Source organism: Bifidobacterium sp. SKU, assembly GCF_026016405.1.
Classification (GTDB): Bacteria; Actinomycetota; Actinomycetes; order Actinomycetales; family Bifidobacteriaceae; genus Bifidobacterium; species Bifidobacterium bifidum.
In genome coordinates this window covers 589,224-603,572 of the sequence record NZ_CP092890.1, presented here as the reverse complement: position 1 = coordinate 603,572, position 14,349 = coordinate 589,224, and the positions used below count along the sequence as shown (strand labels likewise).

Genomic DNA, 14,349 nt, shown 5'->3' with positions numbered 1-14,349 from the left:
ATCGCCGCGTTGTCAGCCACCCTCATCACGGTCTCCTCGAACGTAAGGATGATGTATGACTCACAACAGCGATGCAGTCAAACAGGCTGACATCAGCGTCGACGCCGGGCTCACCGGCTGGCGTCATGGCGCGGTCTGGACGTATCTGGTCATGTTGGCCGCCTCCGCGGCGGCATTGTTCGTCTCCCTCATGCTGTCGGCGGAGACGCTGCAGCTCGCTCGCAATCCCGGCGTCAAGCTCGGCTGCGACGTGAATGCCGTGGTCTCCTGCTCGACCGTGGCGGAATCATGGCAGGCGGAGTTCATCAGATTCGCCGGATTGAGCTTCCCGAACGCCTTCTTCGGCATCGCCGCCGAATCCGTGTTCGTCACGATTGCGGTGATAGGCCTGTCCAAGGTCGTCGTACCGCGCTGGTTCGCGCTTTGCACATGGCTGGGCGGGCTCGCGGCCTTGGCGTACGCCTACTGGCTGTTCGCCCAATCGATGTTCGTGATCCGCGCCCTGTGCCCGTGGTGCCTGGGCCTGATGTTCGCCACGACGATCCAGTTCATGGCGCTGTCGCACGCTACGGTGAGCGTGCAACGGATGCCGGCGAAATCCAACGGCCTGCGCAAGTACTACCGGCTGAATTTCGATCTGATGGTGGACGTGGTCTGGATCATTGCGCTGATCGTGCTGATTATCGTCGTGGATGGGCCGGCGATTTTCGCCTGATACGAAAACGAGGCTCTCAAAACTCGAAGATAGGGAACCGCCATTGTTGGAAAATGGCGGTTCCTTTTTTGTATCTTCGAGTTTTGAGAGCCTCGATCGATCAGATCAACGTCACGTCCGCGACCAGAGTGGCCGAACCGGTGAGCGCGACGGTCTCATCGGCGACATCCACCCGCACCGTGCCTCCCCGCACGGTGATGTCCCAGTGATCTATGCCGGTTTTGGCGCGCAGCGTGATCGCGGTGGCGCACAGACCGGTGCCGCAGGACAGCGTCTCGCCGCAACCGCGCTCATTGACGCGCATGGTCGCCTCTCCCGTCCCTGCGGCAGCGTCGATCTCGTCGACGCGCACGAACTCCGCGTTCTGGTCGGATTCCAGCACCGGTGAGACCTCCGGCTTGGTCACAAGATCCAGATCCTCGACCCTTGGCAGCGTGGATATCGCGTCTTCGATCACGCAGACCACATGCGGATTGCCCATGTCCACGAACGTGCCGCGGACGGCTCCCGGCGTGCCGGGAATGGTCACCGTGAAGGTGTCAAGGTCGCCGCGCCGCCATGAGCCCATGTCCACGCGGAACACATCCCTGCCGTATGGCGCCACGTCGCCGAGCGGGCGCAGCGTCTTGACGCCGGCGCGAGTTCCCAGGCGGAACGGCTCCCCCACCTGCGTCGACGCCACGCCGCACCGCTGGGCGAACAGCGTGATCGCCCTCGTGCCGTTGCCGCACATCTCTGCGAGCGATCCGTCGGCGTTGCGATAGTCCATGAACCACTCGGCGTCTCCGTCATCGCACGCCGCGACCTGCGCCTCGCTCAGATCGGCGACGTACTGCGGTTTCGTGAGCCTGAGCAGGCCGTCGGCGCCGATGCCGAAATGCCTGTCGCACAATTGCCGCACCTCATCGGCGGTCGGCTCGAAACGGCCGTCAGAATCCAGATACGCGATGAAATCATTGCCGGTCGCATGCGCCTTGGTGACGCTTTTCGGGATACTCATGACTGCCAGAGTACTCCCAGCCCGCGAATGGGCTGACCGTCCGATGCATGGCTGCACAGCCGATGCGTTGCTGCACGACTGCTGCGCTTGCGGCCGTGCGACGACATCGTGCGCTGCGGCCGCAAACGCATGCGCCGGATAACAGTGTGCGATAGTATGGGGGCGTTCGATGACACGGCCTCCCGGCAGGAAGGCTTGGCCGCTAGACGTTGGAAAGGCGATGGGACATGACTTCGACGGCACCGATCGGCGTATTCGATTCCGGCTTGGGCGGTATTTCGGTGGTGCGACAGATCGTGCAGGACATGCCTCACGAGCGGGTCCTGTATTTCGGGGATTCCGCGAACGCGCCATACGGCACGAAGACCCCGCAGGAGGTGCGTCGGCTGAGCTTCGACATCATGGAGAGGTTCATGAGTCAGGGGGTCAAGGCGGTGGTCATCGCCTGCAACACCGCCACGTCCGCGGCGGTGAACGCGTTGCGCGACCATTACGACATTCCGATCATCGGCATGGAGCCCGCGCTGAAGGTCGCCTGCGATCGGGGCGACACCGCCGCGGGAGACGGGACCGCGCCTGCACGGCACATGCCGCAGCACGTCATCGTCGCGGCCACGCCGCTGACGCTGCGCGAGCACAAGTTCGCCGCACTGATGGACCGTTTCAAGGCGAACAACATGATTTCGCCCCAGCCGTGCCCCGATCTGGTGGAAATCGTCGAAAGCGGAAGGCTTTGCGACCATGACCTGGTGATGCGCACCCTGCACCGGTATTTTGACGGCTATGACCTTCCGTCCATCGACTCGGTGGTACTCGGCTGCACGCATTTCGTGTTCTACCGCAACTACTTCCGTGAGCTGCTGCCGTCGACGACCGCGATTATCGACGGCAATCGCGGAACGGTCCGGCATCTGGGCATGGTTCTGGAATCGTTGGGGAAGCTTGCTCCCGAGGAGATGGACGGCGGCGTCGAGATCGCGAATTCCGATAGCGGCGAACGCATCGCCGCGCTGTCACGAGAACTGCTGCACAGCTAGATCGGGCGACCCTGGCAGACACCGTAATTGTCTGCATAACGGGCGTACACTTGGACGACACTACGAAAGGGGACGACGATGACGGTGAAGGCGACGGACAACGGTCACAAGGCCACGGCACACGCGGATACGGGCGCACGGGACGCGGGTGCAGCCGAGACGGTCGAATCGCAACGCACCGACACACAGCGCAGTGATGTATCCGCACAATCGAAACCCTCGCACAGGACGGCGCTGATCGATGTCGGCGGAGGCTTCCGCGCGATATTCGGAGCCGGCGTGATGGACCGCTGCCAGGAGGAAGGCATCACGTTCGACCACTGCTATGGCGTCTCCGCAGGCAGCGCCAACATGGTGTCGTTCCTCGCCGGCCAGCACGGCCGCAACCACAAGTTCTACACCGAATACGCCTTCCGCAAGGAATACGCCAGCTTCGACAGCTATGTCAAGCACCACAATTTCGCGAATCTGGATTACGTATACAGCACGCTGAGCAATCACGACGGCGAATATCCGGTGGATTATGAGGCGTTCGCGGCGAACCCCACCGGGTTCACGGTGATCGCGTGCAATGCGTTGGACGGTTCCGCGAAGTACTTCGACAAGTCCGACGTGCATTACGATGATTTCAACATCATGAAGGCTTCGTCGGCCGTGCCCGTGGCCTGCGAGCCGTATGTGATCGACGGCGTCCCGTATTTCGACGGTGGCATCGTCGATCCGGTCCCCGTGCAGAAGGCCATTGACGACGGATATGACCGCATCGTGCTGGTGCTGACAAGGCCGAAGGACGTGCTGCGCGAGCAGAAGCGCGACATCGCGCCGGCGCGAATCCTTCGGCATTCCTATCCGACCGCCGCTGAGCGACTGCTGAACCGATACGCCACCTACAACGACGAGGTTGCCTTGGCCAAGGAGTACGGGCGCGACGGCCGCGTGCTCATCCTCGCGCCCGATGACCTGTGCGGGCTTTCGACACTGAGCAAGTCCTTCGAGGGACTGGAACTCATGTACCGCAAAGGCTACGCCGCCGCCGGCGCGATCGCCAACTACCTGGCAAACTGAGGCGTGGCGCACACCCCCAATTATCGTGTCGGGTGGGGAAGGCCACTCCTCCCCCACCCGACGAAAGTCCCATTCCGACATGTTCGGATGGGACTTTCGCGGATAATGCCAGCGACTGGAATATCAGCCACTAGCTGCGGAGCCGTTAAGCGGGAAGCCCGGTGGGCTGTCCATAGGCGATGCCGAGGCACGACAGTGCCGAGGAAACATGACGGTCTGCCGAAGGCAGTCCTTGGCTACTCCAGTTCCACCGCGCCGGTATAGAGCTGGTAGTACTCCCCACGTTGCGCGATGAGGTCGTCGTGCGAGCCGCGTTCGATGATGTTGCCGTGGTCAAGCACCATGATCACATCGGAGTTGCGCACGGTGGACAGGCGGTGGGCAATGACGAAGACCGTGCGGCCCTTCATCAGGTTGTCCATGCCGGCCTGCACGACCTCCTCGGTGCGGGTGTCGATCGACGACGTGGCCTCGTCGAGGATCAGCGCGGGCGGATCGGCCACGGCGGCGCGGGCGATGGAGATTAGCTGGCGCTGGCCCTGGGACAGGCCGGAGCCGTCGCCTTCGAGCACCGTCTGGTAGCCCTTGGGCAGCATGCGGATGAAGCCGTCCGCGTTCACCAGTCGCGCGGCCTCGATGCATTCCTCATCGGTGGCGTTCAGTCGGCCGTAGCGGATGTTGTCCATCACGGTGCCGGTGAACAGGTTCACGTCCTGCAGCACGATGCCCAGCGAACGGCGCAGATCCGGCTTCTTGATGCCGGCTACGGAGATACCGTCGTAGAGGATCTGGCCCTGCTGGATGTCGTAGAACCGGTTGATGAGGTTGGTCACCGTGGTCTTGCCGGCACCGGTGGCACCGACGAGCGCGATCTTCTGACCGGGCTTGGCGAACCAGGTGATGTCGTGCAACACCGGCTTGTCGGGATTGTAGCCGAAGGTCACGTCGGTGAAGCGCACATCGCCGCGCAGCAACGTGTAGCGGCCGTCCGGCGAGGTAATCGCCTGCTCCTTGGCCTTGACGGCCACTTCGCGCGCGGATCCGTGCAGTTTCTCGGCGGCCTTGAGCGACCTCGTGCCGTCGTCGCCTTCCTCGCGCTTCCACGCCCAGTGGCCGGTCTCGTGGTCGACCTCCCGCATGGTACGGCCGTCCTCGCCGAGCTCGACGTTGACGAGCGTGACGGTGCCGTTGTCGGACTCCACGGGCTCGTCCATCAGCTTGAAGATTCGGGAGGCGCCGGCGAGCGCCATCATCACCATGGTCATCTGCTGGGAGACCTGGCCGATCGGGTTGATGAACGAACGGGAGAGGGTGAGCAGCGAGACGAGGGTGCCGAGGGTGAGCGGCTTGACGCCGGTCAGGCCGAGATCATTGACGCCGGCCAGCGAAACGGCTGCGCCGATGATGGCGAGCAGGATGTAGAGCAGGTATCCCATGTTGCCGACCACCGGCATGGTGACGTTGCCCCAGGTGTTCGCTTCGGCGGACGCCTCGAACAGCTCCTCGTTCTTCTCGTCGAAGGTCTTCTGCGTGGCGTCCTCGTGGTTGAAGACCTTGATGACCTTCTGGCCGTTGACGGACTCCTCCACGAAGGCGTTCACGTCGCCGATCCACATCTGCTGCTTGACGAAGTAGCGGCCGGAACGGCTCACGATCTTGCGCACGATGAAGTAGAGCAGCACGGTGAACACGATCACGAACGCGGTGAACGGGATCGAGAGCCACAGCATGGACAGCAGCGCCGCCAGCGCGGAGATGATCGAGGAGAACATCTGCGGGAACGACTGCGAGATCGCCTGACGCAGCGTATCGGTGTCGTTGGTGTAGTGGCTCATGATGTCGCCGTGCTCATGGCTGTCGAAGTAGCGGATCGGCAGCTTCTGCTGGTGGGCGAACATGTCGTCGCGGATCTTCTTGAGCGTGCCCTGTTCGACGGTGACGATCAGCCACTGCCAGGCCCAGGACGCCACGATACCGGCCAGGTACAGGCAGCCCATAAGCGAGATGGCGCGCAGCAGCGGCGCCCAGTCGGGATTTGTCTCCCCCACCATCGGCAGGATGTACGTGTCGATGAGGGACTGGAGGAACAGCGCGGATCCGGCCTGCGCGGCGGCGCCGATCAGGATGCAGATCACGATGGCGACGACGCGCCACTTGTATTGGAAGATGTAGCTGAAGATGCGCTTGATGGTGTCAGGTTCGGCTTTGCCCATGCCGGGTTTGCGGTTCTTGAAGCTCTGGTCGTTGCTCATCGCGTCTCTCCTTCCTTGGCCTCGGTCTCAGATTGCGCCCCGGCCGGCTCCGCGGCGACCAGCTCCTCGGGTCGGGCCTGGTTCTTGGTCTGGGATTCGTAGATGGACCGGTATTCGTCGCAGGTGGCGAGCAGCTCGTCGTGCGTGCCGGACGCCATGATGCGGCCGTTGTCCATGACGAGGATCATGTCGGATTCCTCGACGGAGGCGACACGCTGGGCGATGATGATCTTCGTGGTGTCGGGGATCTCGTTGTGGAACGCGTTGCGGATCAGCTTGTCGGTCTTGGTGTCGACGGCGCTGGTCGAATCGTCGAGGATGAGGATCTTCGGCTTCTTCAGCAGCGCGCGGGCGATGCACAGGCGCTGGCGCTGGCCGCCGGAGACGTTGGTGCCTCCCTGCTCGATGTAGGTGTCGTACTTGTCGGGGAATTCCTGCACGAATCCGTCAGCCTGCGCAAGCTGCGCGGCGTGGCGGACCTCCTCGTCGGTGGCGTTCGGGTTGCCCCACCTGAGATTCTCGGCGATGGTGCCGGAGAACAGCACGTTCTTCTGCAGTACCATGGACACCTGGTCGCGCAGGGCTTCCAGATCGTAGTCGCGCACGTCCACGCCACCGACCTTGAGCGAGCCGGAGCTCACGTCGTACAGTCGCGGCACGAGCTGCACGAGGCTCGACTTGGCGGAACCGGTGCCGCCGACGATGCCGATGGTCATGCCGGAGCGGATCTTCAGGTTGATGTCGTCGAGTACGGGCTTTTCGGAGCTGTCGGAGTAGCGGAAGGTGACGTGGTCGAATTCGATGGACCCATCGGCCATGTCGGTCACCGGATTGGCCGGATCAGTCACGGTGCTTTCCTCCTGCAGCACCTGACAGATACGCTCGGCGGAGGCCTGGGAGATAATGACCATGATGAAGATCATCGACAGCATCATCATGGCCATGAGGATCTGCATGGCATAGGTGACCAGTGCGGTCAGGTCGCCGGTGGTCAGGCCCACGGCGGCGTTGTTGCCGGAGGCGACGATCTGCTGCGCGCCCATCCATGCGATGAGGATCATCGAGGCGTAGACGCACACCATCATCAGCGGGCTGTTGAAGCTCATGATGCGCTCGGCCTTGGTGAAGTCCTTGAAGATGCGCTGGGAGATGCGGCCGAACTTGCCCACCTCGAAGGATTCGCGGTTGTAGGATTTCACCACGCGGATGCCCTGCAGGTTCTCGTCGACCACGTTGTTGAGCGCGTCGTAAGTGTGGAACACGCGCTCGAACACGGGGTGCACGAGCACGGCCAGACCGCACAGGCCGATCGCCAGGACCGGGATGCAGGCCAGGAACACCAGCGAGATGGACGGGGAGATGCGGAACGAGAAGATCCAGGCCACAATCACCATGATCGGTGCACGCACGCCCAGACGGATAATCATCATGTAGGCGTTCTGCAGGTTCGTCACGTCGGTGGTCAGTCGGGTCACGATCGAGCCTGTGGAGAACCGGTCGATATTGGTGAAGCTGAAGCCCTGAACCTTCTTGAACTGGTCCTGGCGCAGGTTCTTGGCGAAGCCCGCGCCCGCGATGGCCGCGAACTTGCCGGACAGGAAGCCGGCACCCAGCGAGACCATCGCACAGATCAGCAGGATCACTCCGAACTTGATGGTAGACGGCATGCTGCCGCCGGTGATGCCCTCGTCGATCAGCGAGGCCATGATCGTCGGGATCAGGATTTCCAGGATGCCTTCGACCGCCACGAGCGCCGGGGCCAGCAGACTGGCCTTCTTGTACTCGCGGATCGACTTGCCCAGCGTGCGCAGGACATGTTTCGGCTTGTCCGGTTCCACGGCTTTGCGCGCTTGCGCAATCGCTTCTTCGGTGCTGCTCACTTGTTCTCCTCCTTCGTGTTGATGACCTCCGCTTCCGAGTATTCGGGAGCCGCCGTTGACGGCGTCTGGGAGGATGTCTGATGTTCAAATTCATGTTGTGCGCGCTCGATGTTGGCACGCATGCGCTCCACGTAGTCATGCAGCGCATCTTGCTCCGTTTGCGTGAAACCGTCGACCAGAAGACGCTCCACACGCTCCCCGTTCGCTTTGAGATCGGCGACGATGGCGTCGGCTTTATCCGTCAGCACAATGCGCTTACATCGTGCGTCGTGCGCCACGGATTCACGGGCAATCAGCCCTTTCTTCTCCATCAGCGCCAGCACGCGGGATGCCGTGGAACGGGTGATGCAGAATTTCTGCTCGATGGTGTGCTGATAGATCTCCCGATCCCGATTGCGCGCCAGGAACATGATGATATGCGCGTTGCCGCCGGTGGTCTCCTTGGCGGAGAGCGGCATGCTTTCGCCCAAATAACGGTCGACGGCCTTACTCACCGCCCGTATTTCAATGCTGAGAATACGTTGCTCCATACCCCTCCATACCATGTCTGTCGATGCGAAAATCGCATTCCGAACATTCAGGCAACATAACATGATAATGCATACCATATACAACAGTTGCATATACAACAATCGGCGTGTTGAACAATTGCTCCCATCCGTCGAAAGTCCCATTCCAGCGTCCGCAAATGGGACTTTCGCGGGAATATAGGGTAATCGACAGCGAGAGAGCGGCTAACAGGCATAGCAAAGGGGTCTCATGGCTGACCATGAGACCCCTGATTGCTTGTTACGGGCGGGTGCCCGTCATGCCGTTACCGGCGGCGGCGAACGACGTTCACCGTGACGAAGCCGGCAGCTGCGAGCAGCAGCATGGCAACGCCGATGACGGCGACGCTGGCGCCGGTCTTGGACAGACCGTTGCCCTTGTCGTTGGGCTTGCCCGCGGAAGGCTTGTCGCCATCGTCGGGCTTGCCGGTGTCGCCGGCCTTGGCCAGCGCGGCAGTGGCGGACTTCAGCGTCGTGAGCGCGCCGGAGATCTGCGCCTCGGTGGCGTCCTTGTCCTCCAGCACGGCCTTGGCGTTATCGAGCGCCGCGGCGAACACCTTCCACGAGTCGGCGGTGTAGTCCTTCTCGTCAAGCTTCGACGCGGATTCGACCTCCTTGCGCAGGTCGGCCTTCGGATCGGTCGGTTCGGGCTTGGGCTCAGGCTCGGTCTTGGCGGCGACCTTGAACGTCACCGTCGCCGTATCCGCCGACTTGTCCGAATACGTCACCGTCACCGTGGCCGTCACCGTCTTGCCCGCCTGCGCGTCCGTCGGCGTGAACGACACCGTACCGTCCGCGGCGACCGTGAACCCGTCACCCGCGACCGCGAACGTCGTGCCCGCCGGGGCATCCGCGGCGGCGGCGCCCTTCGTGAACGACACCGCGGCGGTGGCCTTCTCGCCCACCTTCGCCGCAACCGAAGCCGGATACGCCGCAGCATACTGCTCCGACAGGCCAGGCTCGGGCGAAGGCTCGGTCTTGGCGGCGACCTTGAACGTCACCGTCGCCGTATCCGCCGACTTGTCCGAATACGTCACCGTCACCGTGGCCGTCACCGTCTTGCCCGCCTGCGCGTCCGTCGGCGTGAACGACACCGTACCGTCCGCGGCGACCGTGAACCCGTCACCCGCGACCGCGAACGTCGTGCCCGCCGGGGCATCCGCGGCGGCGGCGCCCTTCGTGAACGACACCGCGGCGGTGGCCTTCTCGCCCACCTTCGCCGCAACCGAAGCCGGATACGCCGCAGCATACTGCTCCGACAGGCCAGGCTCGGGCGAAGGCTCGGTCTTGGCGGCGACCTTGAACGTCACCGTCGCCGTATCCGCCGACTTGTCCGAATACGTCACCGTCACCGTGGCCGTCACCGTCTTGCCCGCCTGCGCGTCCGTCGGCGTGAACGACACCGTACCGTCCGCGGCGACCGTGAACCCGTCACCCGCGACCGCGAACGTCGTGCCCGCCGGGGCATCCGCGGCGGCGGCGCCCTTCGTGAACGACACCGCGGCGGTGGCCTTCTCGCCCACCTTCGCCGCAACCGAAGCCGGATACGCCGCAGCATACTGCTCCGACAGGCCAGGCTCGGGCGAAGGCTCATCGGCATCCGTGTAGGTGATGACCGGGCTGATGTGGATCGACGACTTGGAGGTGCCGGCCGCGGCATCCACCGAGAAGCGCAGCACATCGCCGACCGCGACCTTGACCGTGCCCTTGGCGGACGCCAGGCATTCGTTGAACCCGGTCGCCGTCGCGAAGGAATTGGTCATCGTCGCGGAGCAGATCACCTCGTCGTTCTTCAGCAGCTTCAGGACCACATCCTTGCCGTTGCTGTTCGACTGACGGATGTACGGCTCGACGTTCGCTCCGGTCACCTCGTCCAGCGTGACCTTCACGGAACCGGCCTTCGGCGCGGTCCAGGCCATCGCCGTCGCCGCGGAATCACCCGGATTGTCGGCAATCAGGCCGTGGATGGCGCTGCGGTCGGCCGGAAGGCTCTTGTTCTGATAGTCCACACCGACGCCGTAGTACTTGTCGTAGTACGTCTGCGGGTACACATCGGAACCGAAATCGGTAATCGTCTGCCATTTGCCGGACACCTGACGCTGCGACGTCCAGATCGGGCCCTGAGAGTCGGTCTTGAAGTCGTCGACCCAGTTCCAGGCGTTCTTCTGCACGACCGTGTAGTCGGCGGTGAAGGTGGAGCCGTCGGCGTAGAAGCGCAGCACGTCGCCGGCCTTTACTGCCGCGGCGTCCTCCAGCTTGGTGCCGTCGCGGTACACGGCCTTGAGGGCCGAATCCGGCTCGGCGGTCACCAGGGCCAGCAGATCGGCGACGGTGGTCGGGGTCTTCGAGGTGAACGGCACATAGATGACGTTCGCGCCGTCCGCGGTGCCGGTCTCCAGCTTGGAGGTGCCGAGCGCCGCCGGAGCGGTCACGGTGAACGTGGCCGTCGCCTCGATGGACTCGTTGGTGTCGGAGAAGGTGACCGTCACCGGCACGGTGATGGTGCCGGCCTGGGTGCTGGTCAGCGTGACCTCACCGGTGGCGGCGTTCACGGACGCGCCGGCCGGGGCGCCCGTGCCGAGCGCGAACTTGGTGCCGGCGGGGATGGACGCCGCGGCGCTGTCCGCCTTGAGCGTGAACTTGGGCGTGCGCTTGAGCGCGACGCCCGCGCCGCCGGACACGGCCGGGTACAGCACGTTGTACTTCTGCGCATTGGACTTCTCGACGTTGAAGGTGACGGTCGCCTCGTCGGTGGTGTCATCCGAGTAGGTGACGACCACGGTCGCGGTCTTGGTGGTGCCGTACGCATTTGCGCCGGGCGTGTAGGTGACCGCGCCGGTCGCGGCGTCCACGGACACGCCGTCGACCGCGGTCTTCAGCGCGTAGGACTTGACGCCGGTCGGGGTGGCGGCGGCACCGCCCTTCGTGAACTTCACCGTAGCGGTGGCCTTGGTGCCGACCTTGGCGCTCACCGCGTCGTAGGAGGCAGCATACTGCGCCGTCTGGGACTCGACGGGTGCCACATCCTGATAGGTGACGACCGGCGAGACGTACAGGTCCGGAGCGGCCGCGCCACTGGCCGCGGTCGCCGCGATGCGAATCACGTCGCCGGCGTTCACCTGCACCGTGCCCTTATCCGATTTCAGGCAATTGACGAAGTCGTCGTTCTTGGTCTGCGCGGTGGAGATGTCTGCAGTGCACAGCGTCTCGCCGTTCTTGGTCAGTGCGAGCGTCACCGTGCCCGAGGCGTTGGCGTTGCGCCGCTGCGGCTCGTTGTCGCGGCCGAGTGTGACCTTCACGGTGCCGGCCTTCGGGGCCTTCCACACGATGGCGGTGCCGCCGGCCGCATCCGGGTCGTCGACCAGCAGGCCCTGACGCCCGGGGCGGGCAGCTCCCACTGCCGGCAGGTCCGACAGGTTGCCGGTGAGTCCCGCGCCGTAGTACTCGTTGTACTTCGACATCGGGTACTCGGTGGAGAACGTCGTGATGTCCGTCCAGTCACCGTCGGCGCCGTTCTGCTTCTGGGAGTTCCAGACCACGCCCGTGGCGGTCTTGAACTCGTCGACCCAGTTCCATGCGTTCTTCTGAGCGATGGTGTATTCGATCGGCGTGTTCGAAGTGCCTTCGACCTCGAAGCGCAGCACGTCGTCGGCCTGGATCGCCGCGTCGGCCGTCAGCTTGGTGCTGCCGCGGTACACGTTGGCGACTGATCCGTCACCGACCGTCAGGCCCGCGCGAAGCTGCTTGACTGTGGTCGGGTTCTTCGCGGTGAACGGCACGTAGACGACCTTGGAGCCGCCGACCGTGGCGGTCTCGTACGCGTTGACCTTGCCGGAGACGGAGAGCACGTTGCTTTCGACGGCACCCAGGTCCGGGGTTCCCTTGATGGTGTTGCCGAAGAAGTCGTTCGTGACCGCGTAGTCGTTCATGTCGGAGATGACCTTGCCGGCATTGATGGCCGGGGAGCCGTCAACGGGCTTGTATCCGTCGAACTCGCTGCCGGAACGGCCATAGACCGAACCGGTGGCCTTCGGCGCGCTCGGCGCGTGTCCGGCATTGGCCAGCACGGTCTTCACATCGGCGACCTCGACGGCGTTGGAATCGGAGGCGGGCTTGTTCGCGTAATTGACGTACATGTTGTTGTCGTACGTCTGGCCGCCGTGCTGGTTGCCGCGGTTCCACGTCTCGGTCTTCTTGGTGTCGGACGCGTTGATGAAGATGTTGTTCTCGAACTTCGCCTGGCTGTTGGATCGGTCGGTCAGCACCGCGCTGTCCTTACCGATGTAGACGGTGTTGTTGTAGATGTGGTTGCCCGGACCGTTGCCCGGCAGGTCGAACACGCCGCGGCGGTCGTTCTGCGAGATGTTGTAGCGGAACGTCGTGTTGATGGCGTACTGGTTGCAGATCATCAGCGAGGCGAACGAGTTGCCGTACGAGTAGTTGTACTGGTACAGCGTGCCGTCGCCGTAATCGGCGTCCCACGCCTGGCCGTCGCCGTTGCCGTGTTCGGAGTTGAGGTTGTTGTACATCTCGTTGTACTGGAAGATCGGGTCCTTGCAGCGCCAGGGCCAGATGCCCGCCGCGACCCAGCCGCCGTACCTGCCGCCGTGCTCGCGGTCATGCGGGTAGTCGACGTCGTTCATGTGCTTCGAGACGCTGTCGCCCACGTTGTACTGGATGACCGGACGGTCGCAGTACATGAGGGTGATGGCGTCGCCGCCCGCACCCTTGACGTAGTTGTTCTCGATGGTCACGTTGGTCTGGCCGTACTTGGCGATCAGGTCGTCGTCGATGCTGCCGTCGCCCCACGTCGCGTCGATGAAGTTGAGGTACGCGGTGTAGCCCACGGCGATGCCCCAGCGGTCCACGTCCTTGACGATGTTGTTCTTGATGGTTATGTGGTCGAAGCGCGAGATGTGGTTCTGCAGCCACGTGTTGTCCGCGGCGCTCTTGTTCTCGCGGGCGTAGTGAGCCATGAAGTAGATGCCGCCGTTGGCCATGTGCTTGTTGTAGATGTTGCCGTCCACGTCGTGGATGTTCAGGCCCTCAAGCGTGACATGGCTCATCGTTGTGCCGTTCTCCGCGATGCCGGCCACGCCGGTGCGGTCCATGCGGTCGGCCGAGCGGTCGAGCTTGGTGCCATCCGAATCGGCCGTGTCGGTCCACTTCCACGTGTCGATCGGGTCGTAGACGTCGGGGTCGTCATTGGTGATCTCCAGGTTCTTCACCGTGATGTACGACACGTCCTTGAGCAGGATGGCCGAGGAGACGGTGCCCTTGTTCTGGTGGTTGCCGACCGACGCACGGTAGTTCTGGTACCACCGGCTGCCCTTGACGCCGTTCGCCGCGATGACCGGCTTGGCGGAGGCGTCGCCGTAATCGGCGATGGTGATGGGCGCGTCGGCGGTTCCCGACGTGTCCTTGATGTGCAGATACTGGTCCTGGAACGTGGAGCCACGCTCCAGCAGCACGGAGTCGCCCGGCTTAAGGTCGGTCGCGATGGCGTTGACCTTGTCCAGCGTCTTCCAGGGATGGTTCTGATCGGTGCCGGCGTTGCCGTCATCGCCATGCGTCGATGACACGTAATATGTCGTTCCGGTCGACGCCGCCGCTGGCGTCGCATCGCCCGCGAGCGCCGAAGACGGCGCGATCAACGCGAACGCCGTCCCCAAAGCAACCGATGCTGCGATCATCCGTGATCCTACATGAGGTTTCATCGTTGTCCTTACTGTTATTGGAGAGTCTCCGTTCCCCTCCTCGTTGCGGGGGGACATGTCGGCGATCCGGTCATCCATGACGATGCCCCCTTCCGGGGTCATTCACGGACTCGCCACCCACCAATATGTAAAGAG

8 protein-coding genes are annotated in these 14,349 nt (G+C 63.5%); 3 read left to right on the top strand and 5 right to left on the bottom strand.

The features are described from left to right. Positions 1 to 55: 55 nt before the first annotated feature. Complete coding sequence (locus MMB49_RS02530) at positions 56 to 715, top strand: vitamin K epoxide reductase family protein (RefSeq protein WP_047271646.1); 660 nt, start codon at positions 56 to 58, stop codon at positions 713 to 715. Positions 716 to 815: 100 nt separating this feature from the next. Here the strand turns inward: MMB49_RS02530 and dapF are convergent, their stop codons facing one another. Further along, positions 816 to 1,715: a diaminopimelate epimerase gene (gene dapF, locus MMB49_RS02525; RefSeq protein ID WP_047271644.1), complete on the bottom strand. Its 900-nt coding sequence runs from the start codon at positions 1,713 to 1,715 to the stop codon at positions 816 to 818. Positions 1,716 to 1,942: 227 nt separating this feature from the next. On the opposite strand from dapF, the gene murI reads away from it, so the two are divergent. Both murI and MMB49_RS02515 read left to right on the top strand, forming a co-directional pair. Then, the gene (gene murI, locus MMB49_RS02520) at positions 1,943 to 2,752 is read left to right on the top strand and encodes a glutamate racemase (RefSeq protein WP_022173398.1); all 810 of its coding nucleotides are present in this window, start codon (positions 1,943 to 1,945) and stop codon (positions 2,750 to 2,752) included. Positions 2,753 to 2,830: 78 nt separating this feature from the next. Beyond that, the gene (locus MMB49_RS02515; protein ID WP_047271642.1) at positions 2,831 to 3,817 is read left to right on the top strand and encodes a patatin family protein; all 987 of its coding nucleotides are present in this window, start codon (positions 2,831 to 2,833) and stop codon (positions 3,815 to 3,817) included. Between the two features lie 236 nt (positions 3,818 to 4,053). Here the strand turns inward: MMB49_RS02515 and MMB49_RS02510 are convergent, their stop codons facing one another. The 4 genes from MMB49_RS02510 to MMB49_RS02495 all read right to left on the bottom strand — a co-directional run bounded on the left by MMB49_RS02510 (position 4,054) and on the right by MMB49_RS02495 (position 14,190). Continuing rightward, a complete protein-coding gene (locus tag MMB49_RS02510; protein ID WP_013389613.1) occupies positions 4,054 to 6,069 on the bottom strand; it encodes an ABC transporter ATP-binding protein in 2,016 nt (671 codons plus the stop codon). Further along, complete coding sequence (locus MMB49_RS02505; RefSeq protein ID WP_047271639.1) at positions 6,066 to 7,949, bottom strand: ABC transporter ATP-binding protein; 1,884 nt, start codon at positions 7,947 to 7,949, stop codon at positions 6,066 to 6,068. The genes MMB49_RS02510 and MMB49_RS02505 overlap by 4 nt, the downstream gene beginning before the upstream one ends. Continuing rightward, positions 7,946 to 8,479, bottom strand: a complete 534-nt coding sequence (locus MMB49_RS02500) for a MarR family winged helix-turn-helix transcriptional regulator (RefSeq protein WP_022173401.1) — start codon at positions 8,477 to 8,479, stop codon at positions 7,946 to 7,948. The genes MMB49_RS02505 and MMB49_RS02500 overlap by 4 nt, the downstream gene beginning before the upstream one ends. Before the next feature lie 284 nt (positions 8,480 to 8,763). Then, complete coding sequence (locus tag MMB49_RS02495) at positions 8,764 to 14,190, bottom strand: Rib/alpha-like domain-containing protein (RefSeq protein ID WP_265067860.1); 5,427 nt, start codon at positions 14,188 to 14,190, stop codon at positions 8,764 to 8,766. Between the last annotated feature and the right edge of the window lie 159 nt (positions 14,191 to 14,349).